This is a genomic window from Brucella tritici (assembly GCF_902825325.1).
GTDB lineage: Bacteria > Pseudomonadota > Alphaproteobacteria > Rhizobiales > Rhizobiaceae > Brucella.
The window spans coordinates 101,570-125,610 of sequence record NZ_CADEAR010000007.1 but is presented as its reverse complement, the minus strand read 5'-3'; the positions used below and the strand labels follow the sequence as shown (position 1 = coordinate 125,610).

Here is a 24,041-nt window from a genome sequence, read left to right as displayed (position 1 = left end):
CAGGGTATCCATCAACTGCTCGTTACGTCATGCAATGGGAAACTGGTAAGATTCGCGCACAAAAATGGCGCGAAATCACCAAGCCTTCGTGCAGATCGCGCTTGGTCATCATCTTTTGCAAATCCCCAAGAGGAAAACCGCGCCTGCGGGCGCGGCTGCTGAATACATCGTTCGGGGGCTGTCAGCGTACCTCAAGCACTTCGCCAGTACGACGATCAATCACCACGCGCATATCATTATCGCGACGGTCTATCCCCCGAACAACGTAGACGTTACGGCGCCGTGAAACGCTTTCGACTTCGTCCATTCCCTCACTGCGTGCGATTCGCGCTGCTCTTCGTTCGCTGATTTCCCCACCCTCATGCATGGGGCGCCGGTCGCCATCAGGATTAACCTGGATACCATTGGGACCTATTTCGATACTCTGTGCCTGTGCGGAGGCGGTTGAAAAAGCAGCCACCATAATCACCGCTGCGATTGCCGAAAATTTGTACATGGCACCTATCCATCGTTGGTTTTGCGCCCGCCGCTGAAATGAACGGCCTAAATCTCCGCTGGTTCCTCGTGGAGTGGTCAACTCTCCTAACACGCTGAACATCCTGTGATTGCGCTCCGAAAGATTCGGACCGACGATGCGAAGCTGAGCATAGCCTTTGTGCTAGTGGTTCTGCTTTCGACATTTGCATCCCTCGGATATGAGCGCTGAGCAAATGTTGGAATCAAAAAGACCACTAGTAACTTTATGAATCTAGAGGATTTTTCAAATTTGACGTTTGAAACGGGATTGATATCGGAAGGGTATCAAACGTCAAATTCAATCCACTAGCGTCAGGTTCGAGGGCACAACATCTCCTGCAATGAGCGGTTCGGCTTATTTTTTTATTGAAGATTGAAAATAGCTCTTGCCTTAGGAATGCGAATTCTCTAGGGAACTCAACGTCCGAGAGGGCCACGGAGCGTAGCGCAGTCTGGTAGCGCACCTGATTTGGGATCAGGGGGTCGCAGGTTCGAATCCTGCCGCTCCGACCAACTTCCCCAAGATTTGATTTGGTCGATATATGAACGTCCCGGCACAGGCTGTGGCGTGCGCCTTTATCGCGTTGACATGCATTCCCGTGTAAACTATTGGCTTGGTGGATTTTCAGCTCCCCAGCGGGGCAAGAGAGTAGTTCAGGGTTCTTCAAATGGTTGCACGTATTTACCGTCCAGCTAAGACTGCCATGCAGTCCGGTCAGGCCAAGACAGATCAGTGGCTTCTGGAATATGAGCCGGAAAGCCCGCGTATGGTCGAGCCTTTGATGGGCTATACTTCTTCCGGCGATATGAAGAGCCAGATTCGTCTGTTCTTCGCCACGCAGGAAGAAGCAGTCGATTACGCAAAGCGCAACGGCATCGCCTATCGCATTATCGAGCCGAATGAGCCGAAGCGCCGCAAGGTTTCCTATTCGGATAATTTCCGCTTCGACCGGACAATGCCCTGGACGCATTGAGACGCATTGATTGCCTGTCTGGCCTGACACTTGTTTCAGGCCGGACGATGCGATAATTCGGCAGGGCTTTGCTGGCAAAGCCCTGCGTTCATTGAAATATCTTCGATCTTTTTCGAAAGGCGAGGTCCCGTAGCTCAGTTGGATAGAGCGTCAGCCTTCTAAGCTGAATGTCACAGGTTCGAATCCTGTCGGGATCGCCACCTTATTTTTCCACCCACCCAACATATTGAAATAGCTCCCCCTTTTTTGATGTGAGGGGAGTATCATGTTCTCTTCAGTTTCTTTGTGCCCGATTGAGCGAGTTTTTAGCGTTCACCTGTTTGATGTCATGCGGGGCACACCGCCCACCCGTCAATTAATTTCCGGAGGTCATCTTGCACAAGCAAACCACAACACAATTGGCGTTGGGCCTTCTGGATTGGAACCGAAAGCATCTGGTTCAAAGCGAAACGCTTACCGAGGCAATCATCGCGGAGAGATTCGCGGACCAGTTTGTCGTCAAGGCCAATGGACGCGTCCATCCTGCCAATCATTCCAATTATCTGACGTTTCTGAATGGTTTCCGCAGCACGATCCACGCTATCGACTATGATGTGCAGGAGGTTGTTGCGGAAGGAAGTTCGGCGGTGCTGGCAATGACTGCTACAGTCGTGCGTCTTGATGAAACAACGGATCAATTCGAAGCGATGCTGCTTTTGAAATTCGATGAAACTGACCGCATCACCCTCTGGCATGAAGTTTATCTGAAGACAGAATAGAGACTGTGTGGAGCTTCCCGCGATGACAGAACGCCGCGAGCACTTCGCGGCGTTTCCAGTTTCGTTCCTATGTCCATTACTGTCCGTGCGGTCCGTCAGGAACGCGGTGTCTCATATAGACTCGCGGCCCGTGATTGCCGGGGCGCCCATGCCAGCCGGGACGGTCGTGCCATCCACGACGATCCCAATGTCTGTCGCGATAATAGCGGCGATCACGATACCAATAGTCGTCGCGGTCATTGAGTGCGGAGCCTATGGCGACGCCAGCAATGAGCGGAATACCGATTAGCGCAGCCGTTCGACCGAAATCATCGGAATAACCGCTGGATGTTCCCTCTCGAAATGCCAGATAGCGCGAAGATGCCCAGCCATAGGTCGGACCGTAGCTCACCTGACACCAGCCGTAGCCGGATGTGCAGCCACGCACATTCACAGGCGCTCCGCTGGGGATGGAGCCAAGCGTCGCATAGCGTGTGCCGGGACCTGTACGAATATTGAGGTTGGTGGTGGATATGGCGTTCGCCGCCTGCGCCGCGCCCGCCGCAAATACGCCCAAGGCAACAAGGGCGGCTTTGAAAGCAAGCTTCATCGGAGTTCTCCCTGAACTGTCTTTATTGCTTGTAAAACGACATCGGCGAGAGAAGGTTCCAATCAGGTCCGCTCGGCAAGTCAGGCAGTCCAAAGTTGTCGAAAACAAAAAGCGCCGGAAAACCGGCGCTTTTGATGATCGTTGAATATGTCCGCGACTATCGTCTGCAGCGAGCCACATATATGCGGCCATGACGGTCGCGATACTGGCAATTGCCGTTGCGCAATTCGCGCACCAGCAGGCCGCCCAATGCGCCCGCACCGGCACCGATCAGCGCACCACGTCCACCGCCAGCAATGCCGCCAATGATGGCACCTGCGCCGGTGCCGATGGAAATGTCCTTTTCCGTGGTTGTGCAGCCCGTAATTGCGAGTAAGGCAACCAACCCAAGCGCCACTTTCCGCATCCCTGTCTCCTCCTGAGAAAAATCAGACTAAGTTTAAACGATTGATTTCGTGTTCGGTTGCTTTGAACCGGCAGGCCGGTGCGAAAAATATCGCAGGCCCAGGCCCAGGCCCAGTCCGGGGCGCCTCAGTGGCGGCGATGACGCAGGATGACTGCAATGGCCAATCCAGCTAGCCCAAACGCGATAACGCCTTGCAGAATGAAAACCCAGTTCATCATGATGCAGTCCTCTGACACTTACCTCGTTGAGAGGTACGTACGAATTTGGCTTCTACCTAGCGCATTTTGAACGGATGGGAAATGCAGGATGATGCCTTTGCGCTAGACCGATGAAATCATTAAATTTATTTAATGGGAGCGTTCACTTGGCATTCACATTAGCAGGCGCATTGTCCCCACATCGAATACAACAAAGGATGCCGACATGAAGAAGATCGTTATTGCTCTTGCTGCCTTTTCCTTTCTCGCAGCCCCTGCCGCAATGGCACAGCCTTATCCGTCGCATCACAGCCAGCCTTCGCACAGCCAGATGCACAAGGGTGGTCCGAAATATGATGCGCGCAAGTATGACAACCGCCGCCACCAGAGCTGGAAGAAGGGCAACCGTCTGCCGCCAAACTATCGCGGTCATGTCGTGAACAACTATTCGAGCTACAAGCTGCGCCAGCCGCCGCGTGGCTACCACTGGGTCAAGGTCAACAATGATTATATGTTGATCGGCATCGCAACCGGCATTATTTCGTCCATCGTAGCGGGCCGGTAATTCATTCGCAGGAACAATAAAAAGGCGGCCAATGGCCGCCTTTTTTGCATCTGCCATTAATTCTCAGGGCCAAAATATTTGGCTTTCAGCTTGGCAACCTCTTCATTCTCGTGGGCGCTGATGATCGCCACCGTGGCGGGTTTGACAAGCTCGCTATGGCGCGGAAAAGCAAAGCCATATTTGTCGGGACTGAAGACATTGCCGACGAGATCGAGAGGCTGGTCGGCGTGCTGGTGGGCGTAATATTCCAGCACAGGACCGTCGCCGACGATGGCTGCAATTTCGTCGTTGACGAGCGCGTTTGTTGCTTCCGGCATGTGATCGAAAGCAACGGTCGCGATGGAACGTGACTTCAGGAATTGTTCTGCAACGCTGCCCGCCCGCACGCCAACGGATTTCCCCTGTAGATCAGAAAGGCTGGAAATATTGTTGTCGATATGAGCGACCGTCATGACGCTCGTGATCGATGAGGTCATGTAGGCGATGATCGCTATGCCGAACACCATCCAGAATGTCTGCCAGATGCGCCCCACCCAGCCGAACAGGTTCTTACGCGAGGTCTTTCCGGATGTTGCAACGGAAACCACATGATAAAAGCTCTCCGCCAGCCCCTCGCGCCAGCGCTTCGGAAAGCCTTCATCGAAACGCCTGTCGAAGATCGTGAGTAATATCGTGGCCGCAACGAGAATACCGAGTATCCAGGCATAGGTTGCCAGATGTCCCGCATCATTGAGGCGGCTGATAAGGTCGTCCCAGCCGCTGCCCGCCTCGGTGTGGACCATGATACGCAAGCCTGCGTCAAACCATGGATGCGTGAAATCGACGATTTCTGCGCGGCTTTCCGTGATAGTCAGATTTGTGACGGCAGCGTCAACTTTGCCCTCGGAGACAGCTTTCACCAGTTCGGTATAGTTCGGATATTCGACATATTGCGAAGCAAGGTTCATGCGCGCGGCAATGTCCTGCCAGATATCTATGGCCATCCCGGAATAAGAATCGCCTTGCTTGTTGACGAATGGTTCGCTGACATAGACGCCGACCTGCGCAGGCTTCGCTGTTTGCTGAGCATAGGAGATTGACGAAACTGCTACTAAAAGTAGAGATAGCAGGGCTATGCATAGGCTATGATTGTTAAAGGTTTTCAGCGACATGAACGACAAAGCAGGTCCCCACATATTTCCAGTACTTATGGTAATCTCGATCTCGTCGGTATTTTAATTATATTAATATTTACTTATCAAGCTATGCGTATATTTTAATCAATATTATTATTAGTATTCACTAATGTAATTTGATCTCTGCTCTCTCGACAAATGGAACCGAACGCCTCCTGTTCAGTTATTGCGGCTAACAAGCCGAAAATAATAACGCGGCAAAAGAGGGGTTCATGGAGAGTATCGACAATCCGGATTCTGCGGTGCGTCCGATCACGTCGGCACCGCCACGCCTGCCAACCCTGGCTGCAATGGCTGTGGCCGTTGCCATTCTCTATTTTGCAAAAGACGTCTTTCTGCCGCTCGCCATAGCGGTGCTTCTGACATTCGCGCTTGCGCCGATCGTCGCTTTTCTGCGCAGGGCCGGCCTTCCGCGGCTCTTCGCGGTGATTGCGAGTGTGGCCGGTGGCTTCTTGATCGTGGCCGTTTTCAGTGCCGTGGTTGCCTTTCAGGTCTCGGAAGTCGCGCAGAATATCTCGACCTATCAGTACAACATCATCGAGAAGATCAGGACGCTCAAGGAAGCCAGCTCAGACAACAGTTTCTTCGACAGGCTCAACCGCTTTGCCGAGCGTATCGGTACTGAAATCAACAGGCCGGAACAGAAGACCCAGGCCTTGCCTTCGGATCAACCGGAGGAAAAACCGCTTCTCGTCCAGATATTCGCACCCCGTCATCCGGTCGAAACGCTCAGGAGCATCATCGAGCCGCTCATCGGCCCGCTGGCGACGACGGGCCTCGTTGTGGTCGTCGTGATCTTCATGCTGCTGGAACGGGAGGAGTTGCGGGATCGCTTCATAAGGCTTGTCGGCTATGGTGATCTTCACCGAACGACGGAAGCCTTGCAGGATGCCGGAAAGCGGGTCGGTCAATATCTGCTGACGCAGCTTGTGGTGAATATCACCTATGGCGTGCCTCTCGCTTTCGGGCTCTGGATTCTGGGTATTCCCAACGCTGCCCTTTGGGGAATGCTGGCAATCGTTCTGCGGTTCGTGCCCTATATCGGCCCGGTCATAGCGGCGATCCTGCCGTTGTTCCTCGCCTTTGCCGTTGCACCCGGCTGGAACCTGCTGCTGTGGACAATCGGGCTCTTCGTCATCATCGAACTTCTTATAAACAATGTGATCGAGCCGTGGCTTTATGGTTCGCGTACTGGCCTTTCACCGCTTGCAATCATCGTATCTGCCATCTTCTGGACGTGGCTATGGGGGCCGGTTGGCCTCGTTTTGTCGACACCGCTGACGGTCTGCCTCGTCGTGCTGGGGCGTCACGTGCCGCAATTCGAGTTTCTGGAAATCCTGTTTGGCAACGAGCCGGTGCTCGACCCGAAGGAGCGCCTCTATCAGCGCCTTCTGGCAGGCGACCCGGACGAAGCCACGGATAATGCCGAGGAAATGCTGGAACGGAAATATCTGGTCGAGTTTTACGGTTCGGTGGCGATCCCGGCCCTTTTGATGGCAGAGCAGGATCGTCTTCGCGGGGTTCTGACTGAACCGCAATTGCAGGTTGTCGCCGAAAGCGCAAAGACGCTGGTGGCCAATCTGGAGCAGATTGCGAGCGAAGAGGAGGGTGATGACGAAGAGATCGCGATTGAAAATCCTGATGGCGATGGAAGCGCATCCGATCTGGAGCTTCCGTCCGGCGAAGGCCGATCGCTTCTGACATTCGGGGGACGAAAGGGACTCGACGACACGGCGGCGATCATGCTGGCACAGGTGCTTGCCGTGCAGGGCGCTTCAGCAGAAGCCGCCGCTCATGATGCGCTCAATCCTGCCAATCTCAGGACTCTGGATCTTTCCGGTAAAGATACGCTGATGATCTGCTTTCTGGATCGTCGCGCGGCACGTCATGCCCGTTTTGCCGTTCGCCGTCTGCGACGGCTGCAACCTTCTCTGCGCATCGGTGTGGTGCTGTGGTATGATCCAGGCGAAGCACGATCCGTTGACCGGGAGGCGCTGCGGGAAGAAATGCAGGCGGATTTCGTCGCCTGCACCATGATAGAGGCCGTTGTGGAAGGGCTCTCCGAAAGAGAGCCTAAACCCTTGAAAACGGCAAAAAAGAAGGTTCGAGCGCGGTCACGCAAGATAACCGCTGCAAAACCGGCTTAGATCGCTGCAAAGCCTTTTTCGAGATCGGCAATGATATCCGGCACGTCTTCCAGACCGATCTGCAGGCGGATCACCGGTCCCGGATAGTCACCCTTGGCTACGGTCCGGTCATTGAGACGCACATGAACCGCGAGGCTTTCATAACCGCCCCAGGAATAGCCTAGACCGAAAATCTCCAGCGCATCGAGGAAGGCATGGGCTTCCTTCTGCCCGCCACTTGCAAGCACGATGGAGAAAATGCCCGACGAGCCGGAAAAGTCCCGCTTCCAGATTTCGTGGCCGGGATGGCTTTCCAGTGCCGGATGCAGAACACGGTCGACGGCAGGGTGTTTCTCAAGCCATCGCGCAACTTCCAGTGCGCTCTTGCGGTGATGTTCCAGCCGCACGCCCATGGTGCGCATGCCGCGCAGGATCTGATAGGTGTCGTCTGCCGATGTGCACAGTCCAAGTGTTCCGTGCGTTTCCAGAAGCTGCGACCAGCATTTTTCGTTGGCCGAAACCGTGCCAAACAAAATATCCGAATGACCGGATGGATATTTTGTCGAGGCGTGGATGGTGATGTCCACGCCGAAATCGAGTGCCTTGAAATAAAGTGGGGTAGCCCAGGTATTGTCCATCATGACGATGGCACCGCCCTTGTGGGCCTCTTCAGCGATGGCTGGAATGTCCTGCATTTCGAACGTGTTCGAGGCAGGCGATTCGGTGAACACAACCTTGGTGTTCGGGCGCATCAGCTTCGCGATGCCGGAACCGATCTCCGGATCGTAATACTCGACGTCCACGCCCATGCGCTTCAGGATCGTATCGGCAAAATGCCGGGTGGGATTATAGATCGAATCGACGAACAGCGCGTGATCGCCCGGCGACAGGAAGGCCAGAAGCGGAATGGTTACAGCAGCAAGCCCTGACGGCACGCAGACCGTACCTGCCGAGCCTTCCAGCGCATCGATGGCCGCGCACAATGCATCGCTGGTGGGCGTGCCGCGCGTACCATAGGTGTATTTCTGGTTGCCGGTCGCCATTGTTTCCGCATCGGGGAAAAGCACGGTTGAGGCACGGACAACGGGTGGGTTGACGAAACCATGATAATCGCGCGGCTGATAACCGTCGTGTGTCAGCCGTGTGTTTACACCCAGCTTCTCTGTCTTGCCCTGCTGCTTAGTCACGAAAATGCCTCCAGACCATGTTGCATGCTGTCCCACTGATTCTCGCCCGCCGATTCTCGAAAGAGAGGATTCTGCCGGGTCGCATCAAGGTCGGCTGCGGCAAAAAGATCTGCGATTCCGTTTGCGGCGGAAACTTTGAATACTTGGATAGAATGCACGCGGTCTGTATGCAACCTCGCGTGCCGTTTATTGCGTAAGATGCGTTTGAAAGGATATTTCTGTTATGACCGGGTCAAGCACGGGCAGCATTTTTGTTTATCCCTTTCGCGCCGCACTGGAACTCCTTCAAGCTCTTATACGCCCGGCTTACAAGGGCGCGCCGTCCTCCTGGACACTTGAAATGACCGCGATTGTCGTGCTTCTACCGTTCATTATTCTTGTGCTGCACCTGTGGGATGCCGACATTGTCCGCGTCACTGCGCAAAGTACCAATGTCATCATGGAATTCCTGCGTGCGGTGACCGATGCGATTCGCACCATTGTCTGGCTGGCAATCGGCATCGTCGTGTGGCTCGTCACCGCGGTACTGCTTTCGCCGAAACTGCGCGACAATGTCAGATCGCGGGCCAGATCGTGGTTCGTGAAACTCCATAGCTGGGCAACACTCGTGCTGACTTCAATCGTTGTCGCGAGCGTGCCGGTCGAAATCGGCAAACTCGCCATTGGCCGCGCGCGTCCCTTCCTGCTTGATGACGTGGGGGCGGCTTATTTCTCGCCTTTCAAGGGGCAGTTTCTCTATGAAAGCTTCCCATCCGGCCATTCCATGATGGCTGGCATCATGATGGTTTCGCTTTGGATATTCCTGCCGCGCTGGCGCATCCTGACAGTCCTCATCTGTATTCTCTTCGGGATCAGCAGACTTGCCGCCGGAGCACATTATCCGACGGACGTTGTCGCCGGTCTGGCAATTGGATTCGTCACGACCTGGTGGGTGGCCCGCTATATGGCGACGCGAAATATTATTTTTTCTTTGGATGACGATAGCGCGATGCCGCGCATCTGATTTCCCGCAAAGGTTGTTGTCCGGTGTGGCTATCTAGGATGGTAGTGTCATATAAATATTTGTATTAATTGAATTATATTGCTTTTCTTTGCGATGGGGCGGCATGGGTTTTATGAGTGAAGCCGCCTACCCAGAAATCGGGAAACCGTGTAAATTTTCAAATATTTGTCCCTCATCTTTTTTAAAAGCCTGCTCACCGGACTGCGTTAATGCCTTGACCAACGGCAAAAATTCGCCTTCGATAAGACCCGTGAAGGCGACAGGTTTGTCACTGCGCTCAAAAACAAAAATCGAAGACCGAAAGCGGTCTCGGGCGAGGGCAATCTGCTGTAGGGCATGGGCTTGGGAGGTCACGCGGCTTTTCCAACGGGTTTATGCAAAAAATAAAGCAACAAGAGACGCCATGAACCAATGGTTCGGCGCTCTCCAGGGAACAAAAAGGTTGCAGGCCAGATGAAAAAAACTCTTATGACGGGTGTATTGGGTGCGGCAGCGCTGTTTGGCGTCGCTTCGGGAGCATCCGCTGACACGCTTTCCGACGTGAAGGCGAAAGGTTTTCTGCAGTGCGGCGTTAATACGGGTCTTCTTGGCTTCGCTTCGCCCAACGACAAGGGCGAGTGGTCCGGTTTCGACGTAGACTATTGCCGCGCTGTGGCTTCTGCGATTTTTGGTGATCCGACCAAGGTGAAGTTCACCCCTCTTAACGCAAAAGAGCGTTTCACCGCACTGCAGTCGGGTGAAGTGGACGTCCTGATCCGTAACACGACCTGGACCATCAGCCGCGATACTGCGCTCGGTCTCGATTTTGCTGGCATCAACTATTTTGATGGCCAGGGTTTCATGATTAATTCGAAGAAGCTGTCGGGCATCAATTCCGCATTGCAGCTTTCCGGCGCTTCCATCTGCGTTCAGGCCGGTACGACGACCGAGTTGAACATGGCCGACTATTTCCGCGCCAATAAGATGGAATATAATCCGGTTGTCTTCGAGAAGATCGAAGAAGCCAATGCCGCCTACGATTCCGGTCGTTGCGACGCCTATACGACCGACCAGTCCAGCCTCTACGGGGTTCGTCTGGCGCTTGCCAATCCGGACGATCACGTCATCTTGCCGGAAATCATCTCCAAGGAGCCATTCGGTCTGACCGTTCGTCAGGGCGATTCCAAGTGGGCGGACGTCGTTCGCTGGACCCATAATGCGCTGCTCAACGCCGAGGAATACGGTATTACGCAGGCCAATGTCGAAGAGATGAAGAAGTCCGACAACCCGGACGTCAAGCGTCTTCTCGGCGTGGAAGCAGACACGAAGATCGGTACCGATCTCGGTCTCGACAATGATTGGGTGGTGAAGATCGTGAAGGGCGTCGGCAACTACGGCGAAATCTTCGAGCGTAATATCGGCGCCAGCAGCCCGCTCAAGATTGCCCGTGGCATCAATGCCCAGTGGAACAAGGGCGGCCTGCAATATGGCATCCCTGTGCGCTAACGGACCTTACTCTCCAGACTGATTATCGGCGGGTGCAGCAGCGCCCGCCGGATTTGTCGGCTCGGCAGTTTGTCCGTTTGCTATTGGCCGTGCGTCATGCGCGCATTTGAATGCTGACAAGCTGCATTTTGGAATTCAACCGCGTCTTGCAGGCCCGCAAGCTCGAGATGAGCCTGAACAGGGGATGGCAAGACCGAACGGTTCGGCATTCGATGCCTTGATTTCAGGAATTGCTCCGCAGATATGGCAGCTTTTCCTGCTCGACGTCGATGCAGCCAGCCGAGAGGCACAGGAAACATATGGCTTCCTATTCTGCAACTGAACGTCGCCAGGACAGCGGCGGAACTTCGCTCCTGTACGATCCGCGGATTCGCGGCATCTTCTATCAGGTCATTGTCTTTGGCGCGGTCATTGGCGCAATCTACTGGATCGTTGGCAACACGATCACCAATCTGCAGCGCGCAAACATTGCGTCCGGCTTCGGTTTTCTCAATGGGCGCGCCGGCTTTGATATCAGCCAGACCCTCATTCAGTACAACAGCGATTCGAACTATGGCCGGGCTTTTCTGGTCGGCCTCGTGAATACGCTTTATGTGGCCTTGCTCGGTGTCATTACGGCATCGATCATCGGGTTTCTGGTTGGTATCGGGCGCCTTTCGCGCAACTGGCTGATCCGCAAGATCTGCACGGTTTATGTGGAAGTCTTCCGCAATATTCCGCCGCTGCTCGTCATCTTCTTCTGGTATTTCGGTGTTCTGTCGGTCCTGCCGCAGGCACGTGAAAGTTTTGCACTTCCGCTCGGCACCTACCTCAACAATCGCGGCTTCTTCATGCCCGCTCCTGTCTGGGGCGAGGGGGCGTGGCTTCTGCCTGTGGCGCTTCTCGTCGGCATCGTGGCATCTATCATCGTTGCGCGCTGGGCAAGACGCCGCCAGATGGCAACCGGCAAGTCCTTTCATACGATACGCGTGTCCGCCGCCCTGATTATCGGCTTGCCAATACTGGCGCTGATCGCGACCGGTTTTCCGGTTTCGTTCGATTCGCCGAAGCTTGGAACCTTCAATCTGACCGGCGGCGCGCAGATCAAGCCGGAGTTTCTGGCCCTGTTTCTGGCGCTTTCCTTCTACACGGCGTCCTTTATTGCTGAGACGGTTCGCGCTGGCGTTCTGGGCGTCAACAAAGGGCAGACCGAGGCGGCCTATGCAGTGGGCTTGCGTCCCGGTCAGACGATGCGTCTCATCATCGTGCCACAGGCGCTGCGCATCATCATTCCGCCGCTCTCGAGCCAGTATCTGAACCTTATCAAGAACTCGTCGCTCGCCATTGCCATCGGCTATCCCGATCTTGTCGCCGTAGGCGGCACGATCCTCAACCAGACCGGTCAATCGGTCGAAGTCGTGGCGATCTGGATGGTGATCTACCTGGGCATCAGCCTGATTGTGTCCAGCCTGATGAACTGGTTCAACGCCAGGATGGCGCTGGTGGAGAGATGACAATGGAAAACGCAAATCTCCAATATGTCCGCACGCATATGGTGGATGGCGAAGCGCCGCCACGCTCCGTGCAGGGCTTTTCACACTGGCTGCGCGTCAATCTGTTCGCAACGCCTGTCGATGCGGCGCTGACCATTCTCGGCTTGCTTGCCGTGGCATGGTTCCTTCCGCCGATCATCGAGTGGCTGTTCTTCAAGGCCGTTTGGACCGGTGCGGATCGCACGGCGTGCCTGACCGTCGCGCAGGGCGGCACGCAACCGGAAGGCTGGTCGGGTGCCTGCTGGGCATTCGTGAACGCGAAATATGAGCAGTTCATCTATGGCCGCTATCCGATTTCCGAACGCTGGCGTGTCAATCTGACGGCATTGATCTTCGTCGTCCTGCTTGTGCCGCTGCTGATTCCGAAGGCCCCGAAGAAGGCTCTCAATGCGATCCTGTTCTTCTTCGTGTTCCCGGTTGTCGCCTTCTTCCTGCTGGTCGGCGGCTGGTTCGGCCTTCCTTACGTGGAAACCCCGCTCTGGGGCGGACTTCTGGTCACGCTTGTGCTGTCCTTTGTCGGCATCGCCGTGTCGCTGCCGCTTGGTATCGTGCTCGCGCTCGGACGCCGTTCAAAACTGCCTGTCATCAAGACCTTCTCGATCATCTTCATCGAAATGGTGCGCGGCGTTCCGCTGGTGACGGTGTTGTTCATGGCAAGTGTCATGCTGCCTTTGTTCCTGCCGCCGGGCGTGACTTTCGACAAGCTGCTGCGTGCGCTCATCGGCGTGGCGCTGTTCGCATCGGCCTATATGGCAGAAGTGGTGCGCGGCGGTCTTCAGGCTATCCCGCGTGGGCAGTATGAAGGCGCGGATGCGCTGGGTCTCAGCTACTGGCAGAAGACGGGACTGATCGTCCTGCCGCAAGCGCTGAAGCTGGTCATTCCGGGTATCGTCAACACCTTCATCGGTCTCTTCAAGGATACAAGCCTTGTCTACATCATCGGCATGTTCGACCTGCTGGGCATCGTCCGTCAGAATTTTTCCGATGCCAATTGGGCTTCTCCACAGACGCCTGCTACCGGTCTGATCTTTGCGGGCTTCGTTTTCTGGATTTTCTGTTTCGCAATGTCGCGATACTCTATATTCATGGAACGACGGCTCGACACGGGTCATAAACGATAAGAATAAAGGGAATAATGGAAATGAGTGCACAAAGCGCCCTCCCGCAATCCGAGCTCGGAGTGGAAGTCGACCGTTCGAAGATGCAGGTTTCCAAAACCGATGTCGCCATAGAAATCACCAATATGCATAAGTGGTATGGTGAGTTCCACGTCCTGCGGGACATCAATCTGAAGGTCATGCGCGGCGAGCGCATCGTTGTGGCGGGACCGTCTGGATCGGGCAAATCGACCATGATCCGCTGCATCAACCGTCTGGAAGAACACCAGAAGGGCAAGATCGTTGTCGACAACATCGAACTGACCAGCGACCTCAAGAAGATCGATGAAGTGCGTCGTGAAGTTGGCATGGTATTCCAGCACTTCAACCTCTTCCCGCATCTGACCATTCTGGAAAACTGCACGCTTGCCCCGATCTGGGTTCGCAAGATGCCGAAGAAGCAGGCGGAAGAAATCGCCATGCATTATCTGGCCCGCGTGAAGATTCCGGAACAGGCCAACAAATATCCGGGCCAGCTTTCAGGTGGCCAGCAGCAGCGCGTGGCGATTGCCCGTGCATTGTGCATGAACCCGAAAGTCATGCTGTTCGACGAACCGACATCGGCTCTCGATCCGGAAATGGTCAAGGAAGTGCTCGATACGATGGTGAGCCTTGCTGCCGAAGGCATGACCATGATCTGCGTGACGCACGAAATGGGCTTTGCCCGTCAGGTTGCCAATCGCGTGATCTTCATGGATCAGGGCCAGATCGTTGAACAGAACTCGCCGGACCAGTTCTTCGACAATCCGCAGCATGAACGCACCAAGCTGTTCCTGAGCCAGATCCTGCACTGATCGGATTTTTGAGCTAGAGCATGTCTCCCGAAAGTGGGAACCGGTTTCGGGATAAAGACATGCGTAAAAACAAACAGATAGAGCATTTGCAATGATTCAATCAAAACAGGAAATGCTCTAGAATCAAGACACCCGCCGGTTCGCCAGCGGGTGTTTTTGTTTATTCGTCGTGCGGACCTTCGCAGAACTGGATACGATTGCCGAAAGGGTCGATGACCGTCATCACGCGGCCCCACGGCTCATTCTCGATTCCCGGCCGCATGAAACGGTAGCCGCGCGCGTTAATCTCCTTATGCAGTTCCTCGACACCCTGCATGCGCACGAAAATATTCGCGCCGGGGCTTCCGTCGCCGTGATGTTCGCTAAGATGCAGGGCAAGCCCGCTGCGGGAAACCTGCATATAAAGCGGCATTCCCTCGGCAAAGCGATGCTCCCAATCCAGGTTGAATCCGAGAAAGCCGAGATAGAATTCGCGGGCCTTTTCAATGTCGAAAATGCGAAAGATCGGACAGGTCTGCTCAAACTGAATTGCCATTCTGAAACGCCTTTGCGACTGATAGTTCAACGAACGGGAGAGGCAATTCGTGACTGATTTTCAATGGGTGGAGAAACTCGCACCCGAGCAATATCGCGAATTTCATGAGTTTTATAGTAAAGAATGGTGGACGAGCGAGCGGACGCTGGATGAGGTCACGCATATGCTGGCCCATTGCGATTTGCTTCTCTTCTGCCTCGATGCAAAAGGCGGGATTGCAGGTTTCGCCCGCGTTCTCACCGACTACACTTTTAAGGCGCTGATATTCGATGTGATTGTGTCGGAGAAGCATCGGGGGCAGGGGCTGGGACAAGCTCTCGTGGAACGCATTGTCAGCCATGAAAAGCTGCAGCGTGTGAAAAGCTTTGAGCTCTACTGCCCGGAACGGCTTGTGCCGTTCTACGAGAAGCTTGGCTTTGTGAAGGGTACATCCTCGTTGCTTTTCAACCAGCGTTAGAGCGCGTCGCGCTCTAACTGTTTGTTTTTACGCATGTCGTCATCGGAAAACCGGTTCCCACTTTTCCGCGACATGCTCTAATCCTCGACAAACCGGCGCAGACGCTGGAGAGCATCATCCCATTGGCTGGAAACGGTTGCGAGATAGGCACGGGCGTCGATCAGTGGTGCGGGATGCAGGCGAAACCTGCTTTCCCGTCCGACCTTTTCCCGCTCGACCAGTTTTGCCTGTTCCAGCACTGTCAGGTGCTTGGTGACTGCCTGCCGGGTAATGCTGCCATTTTGCGACAGCGCCACAATTGAGCGGCTTTCACCATCACTCAGGGTTTCGATGAGCGCCAGCCGGGTCGGATCGGCGAGCGCCGCGAAAACCATAGACATATCCGTGCCGGTCACAGCTTGCCTATCGTTCATTTTCGACGTGTCTTTTGATGTTGCCGACTTGCTCCTCCCAGCCGCCTTCGTTCATCCGCAACGCCAGCGGGCGGCGTTCAGCAGGCAGGGCGTCGAAACCGCTTTCGATCACAGTCAGCCGCGTTCCGGTCTCGACCGTTTCCAATCTGAATTCCACCAGCGTCGGCGGCTCCTTGGAATAATCAATGTTGTGGTCCACCGCATAGGGATGCCAAGTGAAGGCAAAATAGCTCGGTGCCTTCATTTCCTTGATGAAGGATTCCCAAGGCTCGTGCTCGAAACCGGGATAGGTGATATGGCCAGTCGAACGGGTGCCGACGATGAATGGCCCGTCGATCTTGACCTGAAACCAGCTTCCAAACTCTTCATGATCGGTAAGGGCGCGCCATACGCGGTCGATCCCTGCATGAATGTCGACGGTCTTCACGATGCGGTCAGTATTGCTTGCAATGGTCATGATATGAATCCTCCGTAATTGGCAACTTAATGGTTGCCAATATAAGACGACCGCAAAAATACGCAACTAAAAAGTTGCATATTTTACTCGGACAGTGGAGCCTTGTCGGGAAGCGGGAACAATGTCACGAACTTTTCCGCCAGAGCACGGTCGCCTATGACCTTGAGAACATTGGCGCTTTCCAGGGCTGAAATGGGCTGTCCGCCATAGATAGCTGCGGCAAGCATGCGCGGCGAGCTTTCGAAATGGAGATCGTATTCCTGTGCTGTGCCGCGCTCTATATGAATTCCGTCATCCTCCAGCTGGGCGGTGAAATCTTCTCCGTCCAGACGAAGACCGATCACGGCGCGCATGCCGAGAGACCTGTCATGGTCCATCATGGTTCGGAGGGAAAGCAGAAAGGAAGCGGTTGAAATCGGCAGGTTAGGATCGTGCTTTGGCGAACGTGCGGCCCAACGGCCCAGCGTCTGAAGGATAGATTCGCTCTCATAGCCCCATTCGGTCAGTTCATAGACCTGCACCGATGCCGGAGGCGGAAGTTTCGTCTTGCGAAGAATGCCAGCTTCTTCCAGCCCTTCAAGCCTCTGCGTGAGGACATTTGCGCTCACGCCCGGCAGATCAGCCCGCAGATCGCTGAAACGTTTGGGGCCGAACATCAATTCGCGCATGACCAGAAGAGACCAGCGTTCCCCAATCAAATCAAGGGCATGAGCCGCAGCGCAGGCATCATCATAACTGCGTTTAGCGGCTGGCTTTTCTGGTTTGGTTATTTTTTCTAACTTCATGGTTGCTAATTATAACTTACATGCCATTATGCACAAGCAAACTTTGAGTTCTTTCGATGCCAATTGCGTGACTTGTTTTACGCAAGGAAGACTCAAGCATCGATTGCATATCGGGCCTGAGACTCATGGCTCGATCTTATCGCCGGGGGAGCCGGGCAGGCGATAGATAATCGTAAAATAAAGATCGGGTCGCTTGGCCCGCCAACAGAGGAAATCTCATGCCGAAAATGATTTTCGTGAACCTGCCAGTGAAGAATGTTGCACAGTCGACCAGCTTCTATGAAGCCATCGGCGCCACCAAGAATCCCATGTTCTCGGACGAAACGGCTTCCTGCATGGTCTTTTCGGATACTATTCACGCGATGATCCTCGACCACGAAAAGTTCAGCCAGTTCACACCGAAGAAGATCGCCGATGCCAACACGGTGAGCGAGGTGCTGATCTGCCTTTCTGCGGAAAGCAAGGCTGAAGTCGACACGACGGTGGAGAAAGCGGTGAATGCTGGCGGAAAGGCCGATCCGGGGCCGAAGCAGGATTATGGTTTCATGTATGGACGCAGCTTCGAAGATCTTGACGGTCATGTCTGGGAGATAATGTGGATGGATATGGAAGAAGCCAGCAAGGTCATGGGATAGAGTATTCCAGACAATAGAAAATACAAACACTTGGAGCGCCCTGCGTCCTTACGGATGCACAAAGAACGCTCCACTCTTCTAACCCTTTAAAACTACGCATCGCCCCGAAGATCGGTTTCGATTGTCGGGCCGATGCGGCAGGGAGGAGAAAATGTCAGGTCTGACAATCTGTCTCTGGTTTGACAGGCAGGCAGAGGAAGCGGCGAACCATTATGTCTCGATTTTCCGTGCCTGCGGAAGACCGGCATCCGTCGATGGTTTCATCCGGTTCGAGCATGCACACCAGCCTGAAGGCACCGATGTGGTGGTTGCGAACTTTACCCTCGACGGGCAGGCAATATCCGGTCTCAACGGCGGGCCGGCCTTCAAGTTTTCCCCGGCAGTCTCGCTCTTCGTCCAATGCAAGGATCAGGCGGAACTGGATATGTTCTGGGAAAAACTGATGGAGGGCGGTGCGCCGATGGAATGCGGCTGGCTGACGGACAAATATGGCTTCTCGTGGCAAGTGGTGCCGCAGATGCTGCTGGATGTCCTGCAAAACGGCACTGCCGAACAGCGCCAGCGCGTGGCCGATGCCGTGATGAAGATGGTCAAGCTCGACGTTGCTACACTCGAAGCAGCGCGCGACGCAGCTTAATTCCGTACGGCCGCAATGGCATCATAGCCATAGAGCCAGTCCAGATCTTTCAGGAAGCTTTCCGGGCTGCGCATGGCGAAGAGCGTGTTGCGGCCAAGCGCAAAAATGCCGGTGGCGTGATAGGCGAACCTGTTTAACTGACCGCGTTTGGCAACTGCCGCGATGCGCTCTTTGCGGGCGGTATCGAAGCGCTTTAATCCTGTTTCGTGGCCGTCACTGTCCAGCGCTTCGGCAAGGGCGGCCGCATCCTCGATTGCCATGGCGGCACCTTGCGCGGCGAAAGGTGTGACCGCGTGCGATGCGTCGCCGAGAAAAATCGTCCGGTCCGGCCCGACGAATTGAGCGTCTGCCATTTCGAAAAGCGGCCAATAGGTCCAAGCATCGGTCGCCGCCAGAACATCACGAACCGGAGCGCTCCAATCCGCATAAATGGAGCGCAAACGTGTCGGATCGCCGGTTCTGGACCAGACTTCGCCGGGGTTTTCGCCTGTCGTGATGGCGACGAAATTAAAGAAGCTGCCGCCCTTGACCGGATAGGCGATGAAATGCGCCTGCCTGCCGAGCCATGCTGAAACGGCATTCCTCGTTTTCATGGCGGATAAAAACGATGCGGGGAGAGTTCCGACGGCAAGTGTTGTGCGCCAGGCAATGTGGCCGCTGAACCGTGCCTTGCCGAAACCTGCCTTTGAGCGCTCTGCCGACCAGACGCCATCGCAGGCGATCAGATAGGCAGAGTTGATAGTTTCTTCGGAATTGTCATGGCGGATGGTGGCCGCAACGGTTCCGTTTTCGACACGGTGATTTGTGATTTCAGCGCCGAGGCTGATCTCAATGCCGGGCTCTTCACGGCAGGCATCGAGCAGAGCGGATTGCAGATCAGCGCGATGGCAAACGAGATAGGGATGGTGCCAGCGCTGACGAGCCTTGTCGCCAAGCTTCATTTCCATCAGCGGACGCGCTTTACGCCCGTCCATGAGATAGAGCGCTTCTGGCGTTACGGTTTGGGTGGAAAGACGGTCTGCAACGCCGAGCCGTTCCAGATGGCGCATCGCATTGGGGGCAAGTTGCAGGCCGGCGCCGACTTCCGAAAGGGTCCCGGCTTTTTCGACAAGCCGAACATTCCAGCCGCGTGCTGCCAGCTCCAGTGCTGCCGACAGACCAGCTACTCCGGCCCCGGCAATCAATATGCGCCCTTTGCTCATGTCGATGAGATCATCCGGCATTCAGCCCCGTGAGGCTGCCCAGATTAGGCAGCTTTGTCGGCGGGTGCTTCGTAAATGCAGCCAGCCGGAACGGTTTCGTCAGCATGGAGCTTGGCGTTGTAACGATAGAGGGTCGAGCAATAAGGGCAAACGACTTCGCTTTCATCACCCATGTCCAGAAACACGTGCGGATGATCGAAAGGCGGGTTTGCACCAACGCACATGAATTCCTTCACACCGATTTCGATGGCAGCATGGCCGGCGTCGTTCTGAAAGTGAGGAATGATGTGATCGGACATAATATGCTCCGGTTCTGGTCGATGGGCGGTATGAGCATGCTCCTGAACCGTATGCCGGACGAGATCATGCGTAAACATTGGCATGCGTGTACCGCGAAAGTCTTGTTTCCGGAAGCGTTTTCATCAATTCTGAGGACATTTCAAGCTAATTGCTATCAAACTGTCATATGGCAGCCATAGGCTGATAGCGTACCCCAAAAAGTGCGAAGCGGTTTTCGGAATCAGATGCGCGGAAAAGAAATAGATGGAGCCGGAATGTTCCGGCGGAAGTCGGGACAGGAAAAATGAGCGAAAACAGCGTTATGGCGAGCGAAACCCCCAGCGCATCCCAAGGCGGAACACACGAGATGACAGCCGGATTAGCCCCCAACCCAACCGTGGTTCCCGATATGGACATAGGCCCTAACGTTCACAAAGCTTTGAACAGCGAGCTGATGCAAAGCGCCGACCGCTTCGTCAATCGCGAGTTTTCCTGGCTGCAATTCAACCGGCGCGTTCTCGAAGAAGCCGCGAATATGCGCCAGCCCTTGCTCGAACGCCTGCGCTTCCTGTCTATTTCCGCCGCCAATCTCGATGAATTTTTCATGGTCCGCATTGCCGGTCTCGCCGCTCAGGTGCGCGCCGGTGTGGCGATGCGCAGCGCCGACGGACGCACGCCGCAGGAGCAGCTTGATTTCGTTCTGGACGAAGTAGGGCGCCTGCAGGAAGAACAGCAGCAGCGCCTGCGCACACTGCGCGAGGAACTGGAACAGGAAAGCATCGAGATCGTTCGCCCATCGGCGCTTGCGAAGCCGGAGAAGGAATGGCTTGAAAACCACTTCCTCGAAACGATTTTTCCGGTCCTGACGCCACTCTCCATCGATCCGGCGCATCCATTCCCGTTCATTCCGAATCTCGGCTTCTCCATCGCCCTGCAGCTTGCGCGCCGCGCTGATAATCATCCGATGACGGCGCTGTTGCGCATTCCTGTTGCGCTGAAACGCTTTATCCAGTTGCCGACAGATCAGGCCAACGTTTACCGCTTCATCACCATCGAGGACGCGGTGAGCCTGTTCATCGGGCGGCTGTTCCCCGGTTATGAAGTGCGCGGCGCCGGTACATTCCGCATCATCCGCGACAGCGATATCGAAGTGGAAGAAGAGGCGGAAGATCTCGTTCGTCTCTTCGAGACGGCGCTGAAACGCCGCCGCCGCGGTCAGGTGATCCGCATCGAGTTTGATGGAGAAATGCCGGAAGCTCTGCGCGTTTTCGTGGCGACGGAACTTGGCGTTTCGGAAAACCGCATCAGCGTGCATGAGGGGCTTCTGGCGCTCAACATGATTTCGGAGATCGTTTCGATCCCGCGTGAAGACCTGAAATTCGTTTCTTACAATCCGCGTTTCCCGGAGCGTATTCGCGAGCATGGCGGCGATTGCTTCGCAGCAATTCGCGAAAAGGACATTGTGGTCCATCACCCCTATGAATCCTTTGACGTGGTTGTGCAGTTCCTGCGGCAAGCCGCAGCCGATCCGGATGTGCTGGCGATCAAGCAGACGCTTTATCGCACCTCCAATGACAGCCCGATCGTGCGCGCGCTGGTGGATGCCGCCGAAGCCGGAAAGTCCGTAACGGCGCTTGTCGAACTGAAGGCACGCTTCGACGAGGAGGCGAATATTCGTTGGGCACGCGATCTGGAACGCGCAGGCGTTCAGGTGGTGTTCGGTTTCATCGAATTGAAAACCCACGCGAAAATGTCGCTCGTGGTGCGCCGTGAGGACCAGAAGCTGCGTTCCTATGTGCATCTGGGTACGGGCAACTATCACCCGATCACGGCGCGCATCTATACCGACCTGTCGTTCTTCACGTCGGATGCGGATATTGCACGCGACGTGGCGCATATCTTCAATTTTATCACGGGCTATGCCCAGCCTGCCGAAGAGATGAAGATCGCGATTTCACCTTTTACGCTCCGCGCCCGAATCCTCAAGCACATCGAGGATGAGGTCGCGCATGCGAAGGCGGGGCGTCCGGCTGCGATCTGGATGAAGATGAACTCGCTCGTCGATCCACAGATTATTGACGCGCTTTACATGGCGAGCCAGGCGGGTGTGCAGATTGATCTGGTCGTGCGCGGTATCTGCTGCCTGCGTCCAGGTGTTCCGGGGCTTTCCGACAATATTCGCGCCAAGTCGATTGTCGGGCGTTTTCTGGAGCATAGCCGTATTTTCTGCTTCGGAAACGGCAATGACCTGCCTTCCGACAAGGCAATCGTCTATATCGGTTCCGCCGACATGATGCCACGCAATCTCGACCGCCGGGTGGAGACCCTCGTTCCGATCACAAATGCCACAGTGCACCAGCAAATCCTGTCGCAAATCATGTTTGCCAACATAATTGATAACCAACAGAGCTATCAGCTACTTGCGGACGGCACCTCTCGCCGGATAGAAAAAGAAGCAGGAGAGGAAGCTTTCAACGCGCAGGAATATTTCATGACCAATCCTAGCCTGTCGGGTCGCGGAAAGTCGCTGAAGTCTTCGGCCCCCCGTCTTATCGCGCATCGCAAGCGCGCGCAGGCGGAAAGAAAAACGACTGCATGAGCGCAGCTTTAGCACAAGGCCGTCTGAAGGGGCTCAAGCCCGTTGCGGTCATCGACATTGGCTCGAACTCGATCCGTGTCGTCATTTATGAAGGCATCGTCCGTTCTCCGACGGTGCTTTTCAACGAAAAGATTCTCTGCGGCCTCGGAAAAGGCCTCGCGAAAACCGGCAAGCTCAACGAGAAATCCGTTGAGGCGGCGCTTCGTGCGCTGAAGCGTTTTCGCGCATTGGCTGAACAGGCTGGCGCCGTATCCATCCACGCGCTGGCGACTGCGGCTGCGCGTGAAGCGAAAAACGGTCCGGACTTCATTGCTCAGGCAGAAGCCATTCTCGGCCGGCACATTGAAGTGCTGTCCGGCAAGGAAGAAGCCCATTATTCGGCGCTCGGCATCATTTCGGGCTTTTATCGACCGAAGGGCGTGACCGGTGACCTTGGCGGCGGCAGCCTTGAACTGATTGCGGTGGATGACCACGAGGTAGGCGAGGGGATCACCTTGCCGCTCGGTGGCCTGCGCTTGCAGGATATGTCCGATGGACGGCTGCCAGAGGCAACCAAGATCGCGCGTACGGAGCTGGCAAAGGCGACGCTTCTGAAAGCGCATCAGGGACAAGTGTTCTATGCGGTCGGCGGTACGTGGCGTAACCTTGCCAAGCTGCATATGACGGCGAAGAACTATCCGCTGCATGTCATGCACGGCTATGAGATAAACCCGGTGGAAGCGCAAAGCTTCCTCAAGCGTGTTGCCAAGGGCAATCTGGACACGATGCGCGGCATCGAGGCGGTTTCGAAAAACCGTCGCCAGCTTTTGGCCTATGGCGCTACGGTGCTGCTCGAGACGATCCGTCTGATGAAGCCTTCGAAGATCGTTTTCTCGGCGCTCGGCGTACGCGAAGGCTATCTTTATTCGCTTTTGCCCAAGAACGAACAGCGGCTCGATCCTCTGCTGGCCTCGGCAGACGAACTGTCCATTCTGCGCTCACGCTCTCCGCGTCATGCTCGCGAACTGGCAACATGGACGACATTGTCCTTGCCGGTGCTCGGTTTTGACGAAACCGAGGACGAAGCGCGCTACAGGCAGGCCGCCTGTCTAGTGGCCGATATAAGCTGGCGCGCGCATCCAGATTATCGCGGATCACAGGCGCTGAACATCATCGCCCACGGCTCGTTCGGCGGTATCGACCATGCCGGGCGTTCCTTCATGGCGCTTGCCAATTATTATCGCCACGAGGGCCTGATCGAAGACGAGATTGCACCGGAAATCATGCAGCTCGCCACGCCGCGTCTGCGTGAAAGGGCGAAGTTGCTCGGAGCCTTGCTGCGTGTGGTCTACCTTCTGTCGGCTTCGATGCCGGGCGTCATCCCGCGCCTTGTCTGGCGTGAAGAGGAAAACGGCATTGCGCTTGTCGTGCCGGGAGATCTGGCCGATCTGATTTCGGATCGTCCCGAAGGACGCTTGCAACAGCTTTCCAAGCTGACCGGAAAGAACATCTATTTCGCGGTAGGCGACGCTGCGATTGAGGGGACACGGGAATAAGGCAGTAAGTGAGTAGGGCAGTAAGGCAGAATGTTTAAGGCAA

General features: G+C 55.3%; 27 protein-coding genes and 2 tRNA genes. 17 read left to right on the top strand and 12 right to left on the bottom strand.

Annotated elements, in window-relative coordinates; translation table 11 throughout:
- Positions 1 to 181: 181 nt before the first annotated feature.
- Positions 182 to 496: a PepSY domain-containing protein gene (locus HWX93_RS12150; RefSeq protein ID WP_151554803.1), complete on the bottom strand. Its 315-nt coding sequence runs from the start codon at positions 494 to 496 to the stop codon at positions 182 to 184.
- 456 nt (positions 497 to 952) lie between these two features.
- Here HWX93_RS12150 and HWX93_RS12145 point away from each other — a divergent pair.
- The 4 genes from HWX93_RS12145 to HWX93_RS12130 all read left to right on the top strand — a co-directional run bounded on the left by HWX93_RS12145 (position 953) and on the right by HWX93_RS12130 (position 2,248).
- A tRNA-Pro gene (locus HWX93_RS12145) sits at positions 953 to 1,029 on the top strand.
- A 155-nt stretch (positions 1,030 to 1,184) separates the two neighbouring features.
- On the top strand, positions 1,185 to 1,490 hold the full coding sequence (locus HWX93_RS12140; protein ID WP_061347344.1) for an ETC complex I subunit: 306 nt from the start codon (positions 1,185 to 1,187) through the stop codon (positions 1,488 to 1,490).
- 123 nt (positions 1,491 to 1,613) lie between these two features.
- Positions 1,614 to 1,690 (top strand) — tRNA-Arg (locus HWX93_RS12135).
- 174 nt (positions 1,691 to 1,864) lie between these two features.
- Complete coding sequence (locus HWX93_RS12130; protein WP_235912981.1) at positions 1,865 to 2,248, top strand: hypothetical protein; 384 nt, start codon at positions 1,865 to 1,867, stop codon at positions 2,246 to 2,248.
- A gap of 76 nt (positions 2,249 to 2,324) precedes the next feature.
- On the opposite strand, the gene HWX93_RS12125 is transcribed toward HWX93_RS12130, so the two are convergent.
- Together HWX93_RS12125 and HWX93_RS12120 are read right to left on the bottom strand one after the other, a co-directional pair.
- On the bottom strand, positions 2,325 to 2,837 hold the full coding sequence (locus tag HWX93_RS12125) for an SH3 domain-containing protein (RefSeq protein WP_061347347.1): 513 nt from the start codon (positions 2,835 to 2,837) through the stop codon (positions 2,325 to 2,327).
- Positions 2,838 to 2,994: 157 nt separating this feature from the next.
- A complete protein-coding gene (locus tag HWX93_RS12120; RefSeq protein ID WP_061347348.1) occupies positions 2,995 to 3,243 on the bottom strand; it encodes a YMGG-like glycine zipper-containing protein in 249 nt (82 codons plus the stop codon).
- Between the two features lie 423 nt (positions 3,244 to 3,666).
- Here HWX93_RS12120 and HWX93_RS12115 point away from each other — a divergent pair, with 423 nt between their 5' ends.
- The gene (locus HWX93_RS12115; protein ID WP_151554801.1) at positions 3,667 to 4,005 is read left to right on the top strand and encodes an RcnB family protein; all 339 of its coding nucleotides are present in this window, start codon (positions 3,667 to 3,669) and stop codon (positions 4,003 to 4,005) included.
- A gap of 56 nt (positions 4,006 to 4,061) precedes the next feature.
- On the opposite strand, the gene HWX93_RS12110 is transcribed toward HWX93_RS12115, so the two are convergent.
- A complete protein-coding gene (locus HWX93_RS12110; protein WP_235912977.1) occupies positions 4,062 to 4,988 on the bottom strand; it encodes a transporter substrate-binding domain-containing protein in 927 nt (308 codons plus the stop codon).
- Positions 4,989 to 5,392: 404 nt separating this feature from the next.
- On the opposite strand from HWX93_RS12110, the gene HWX93_RS12105 reads away from it, so the two are divergent.
- Positions 5,393 to 7,327, top strand: a complete 1,935-nt coding sequence (locus HWX93_RS12105; protein ID WP_151677956.1) for an AI-2E family transporter — start codon at positions 5,393 to 5,395, stop codon at positions 7,325 to 7,327.
- On the opposite strand, the gene HWX93_RS12100 is transcribed toward HWX93_RS12105, so the two are convergent.
- The gene (locus HWX93_RS12100) at positions 7,324 to 8,493 is read right to left on the bottom strand and encodes a cystathionine beta-lyase (RefSeq protein ID WP_151651824.1); all 1,170 of its coding nucleotides are present in this window, start codon (positions 8,491 to 8,493) and stop codon (positions 7,324 to 7,326) included. The genes HWX93_RS12105 and HWX93_RS12100 overlap by 4 nt on opposite strands.
- Before the next feature lie 223 nt (positions 8,494 to 8,716).
- Between HWX93_RS12100 and lpxE the strand changes: the two genes are divergently transcribed.
- Entirely contained in the window at positions 8,717 to 9,496 is a 780-nt protein-coding gene (lpxE, locus tag HWX93_RS12095) for a lipid A 1-phosphatase LpxE (RefSeq protein WP_151651825.1), read from the top strand.
- A gap of 126 nt (positions 9,497 to 9,622) precedes the next feature.
- Here the strand turns inward: lpxE and HWX93_RS12090 are convergent, their stop codons facing one another.
- Complete coding sequence (locus HWX93_RS12090; protein WP_151554797.1) at positions 9,623 to 9,850, bottom strand: hypothetical protein; 228 nt, start codon at positions 9,848 to 9,850, stop codon at positions 9,623 to 9,625.
- Between the two features lie 99 nt (positions 9,851 to 9,949).
- On the opposite strand from HWX93_RS12090, the gene HWX93_RS12085 reads away from it, so the two are divergent.
- The 5 genes from HWX93_RS12085 (at position 9,950) to HWX93_RS12065 (ending at position 14,464) form a co-directional block, all read left to right on the top strand.
- Entirely contained in the window at positions 9,950 to 10,981 is a 1,032-nt protein-coding gene (locus HWX93_RS12085) for an amino acid ABC transporter substrate-binding protein (RefSeq protein WP_151554796.1), read from the top strand.
- A gap of 184 nt (positions 10,982 to 11,165) precedes the next feature.
- Positions 11,166 to 11,303 carry a hypothetical protein gene (locus HWX93_RS12080; protein ID WP_176037486.1) on the top strand — a complete coding sequence of 46 codons (138 nt, stop codon included), beginning with the start codon at positions 11,166 to 11,168 and terminating at the stop codon, positions 11,301 to 11,303.
- A complete protein-coding gene (locus tag HWX93_RS12075) occupies positions 11,281 to 12,474 on the top strand; it encodes an amino acid ABC transporter permease (protein ID WP_151554795.1) in 1,194 nt (397 codons plus the stop codon). The genes HWX93_RS12080 and HWX93_RS12075 overlap by 23 nt, the downstream gene beginning before the upstream one ends.
- Before the next feature lie 2 nt (positions 12,475 to 12,476).
- Positions 12,477 to 13,634 (top strand): amino acid ABC transporter permease, encoded by a 1,158-nt coding sequence (locus tag HWX93_RS12070; protein ID WP_151554794.1) that lies wholly within the window; start codon positions 12,477 to 12,479, stop codon positions 13,632 to 13,634.
- A 20-nt stretch (positions 13,635 to 13,654) separates the two neighbouring features.
- Positions 13,655 to 14,464 carry an amino acid ABC transporter ATP-binding protein gene (locus HWX93_RS12065; RefSeq protein ID WP_151554793.1) on the top strand — a complete coding sequence of 270 codons (810 nt, stop codon included), beginning with the start codon at positions 13,655 to 13,657 and terminating at the stop codon, positions 14,462 to 14,464.
- A gap of 160 nt (positions 14,465 to 14,624) precedes the next feature.
- Here HWX93_RS12065 and HWX93_RS12060 read toward each other — a convergent pair whose 3' ends face one another.
- Complete coding sequence (locus HWX93_RS12060) at positions 14,625 to 14,999, bottom strand: glyoxalase superfamily protein (RefSeq protein WP_151554792.1); 375 nt, start codon at positions 14,997 to 14,999, stop codon at positions 14,625 to 14,627.
- 49 nt (positions 15,000 to 15,048) lie between these two features.
- On the opposite strand from HWX93_RS12060, the gene HWX93_RS12055 reads away from it, so the two are divergent.
- On the top strand, positions 15,049 to 15,456 hold the full coding sequence (locus tag HWX93_RS12055; protein ID WP_151554791.1) for a GNAT family N-acetyltransferase: 408 nt from the start codon (positions 15,049 to 15,051) through the stop codon (positions 15,454 to 15,456).
- A gap of 77 nt (positions 15,457 to 15,533) precedes the next feature.
- Here HWX93_RS12055 and HWX93_RS12050 read toward each other — a convergent pair whose 3' ends face one another.
- From HWX93_RS12050 to HWX93_RS12040, 3 genes are all read right to left on the bottom strand, one after another.
- Positions 15,534 to 15,869: an ArsR/SmtB family transcription factor gene (locus HWX93_RS12050; protein ID WP_176037485.1), complete on the bottom strand. Its 336-nt coding sequence runs from the start codon at positions 15,867 to 15,869 to the stop codon at positions 15,534 to 15,536.
- Positions 15,859 to 16,326 carry an SRPBCC family protein gene (locus HWX93_RS12045; protein ID WP_151554790.1) on the bottom strand — a complete coding sequence of 156 codons (468 nt, stop codon included), beginning with the start codon at positions 16,324 to 16,326 and terminating at the stop codon, positions 15,859 to 15,861. The genes HWX93_RS12050 and HWX93_RS12045 overlap by 11 nt, the downstream gene beginning before the upstream one ends.
- Before the next feature lie 83 nt (positions 16,327 to 16,409).
- Entirely contained in the window at positions 16,410 to 17,111 is a 702-nt protein-coding gene (locus HWX93_RS12040; RefSeq protein ID WP_176037484.1) for a winged helix-turn-helix transcriptional regulator, read from the bottom strand.
- Positions 17,112 to 17,329: 218 nt separating this feature from the next.
- Here HWX93_RS12040 and HWX93_RS12035 point away from each other — a divergent pair, with 218 nt between their 5' ends.
- Together HWX93_RS12035 and HWX93_RS12030 are read left to right on the top strand one after the other, a co-directional pair.
- Positions 17,330 to 17,746, top strand: a complete 417-nt coding sequence (locus HWX93_RS12035; protein WP_151554788.1) for a VOC family protein — start codon at positions 17,330 to 17,332, stop codon at positions 17,744 to 17,746.
- 151 nt (positions 17,747 to 17,897) lie between these two features.
- Positions 17,898 to 18,383 carry a VOC family protein gene (locus tag HWX93_RS12030; protein ID WP_151554787.1) on the top strand — a complete coding sequence of 162 codons (486 nt, stop codon included), beginning with the start codon at positions 17,898 to 17,900 and terminating at the stop codon, positions 18,381 to 18,383.
- On the opposite strand, the gene HWX93_RS12025 is transcribed toward HWX93_RS12030, so the two are convergent.
- Both HWX93_RS12025 and HWX93_RS12020 read right to left on the bottom strand, forming a co-directional pair.
- Positions 18,380 to 19,585: an FAD-binding protein gene (locus tag HWX93_RS12025; RefSeq protein WP_151554868.1), complete on the bottom strand. Its 1,206-nt coding sequence runs from the start codon at positions 19,583 to 19,585 to the stop codon at positions 18,380 to 18,382. The two genes, HWX93_RS12030 and HWX93_RS12025, sit on opposite strands and share 4 nt — an antisense overlap.
- A 44-nt stretch (positions 19,586 to 19,629) precedes the next feature.
- A complete protein-coding gene (locus tag HWX93_RS12020) occupies positions 19,630 to 19,884 on the bottom strand; it encodes a zinc-finger domain-containing protein (protein WP_151554786.1) in 255 nt (84 codons plus the stop codon).
- Between the two features lie 389 nt (positions 19,885 to 20,273).
- On the opposite strand from HWX93_RS12020, the gene HWX93_RS12015 reads away from it, so the two are divergent.
- Both HWX93_RS12015 and ppx read left to right on the top strand, forming a co-directional pair.
- The gene (locus tag HWX93_RS12015; RefSeq protein WP_412842239.1) at positions 20,274 to 22,463 is read left to right on the top strand and encodes an RNA degradosome polyphosphate kinase; all 2,190 of its coding nucleotides are present in this window, start codon (positions 20,274 to 20,276) and stop codon (positions 22,461 to 22,463) included.
- A complete protein-coding gene (gene ppx, locus HWX93_RS12010; RefSeq protein WP_151554784.1) occupies positions 22,460 to 23,998 on the top strand; it encodes an exopolyphosphatase in 1,539 nt (512 codons plus the stop codon). The genes HWX93_RS12015 and ppx overlap by 4 nt, the downstream gene beginning before the upstream one ends.
- The last annotated feature ends 43 nt before the right edge of the window (positions 23,999 to 24,041 follow it).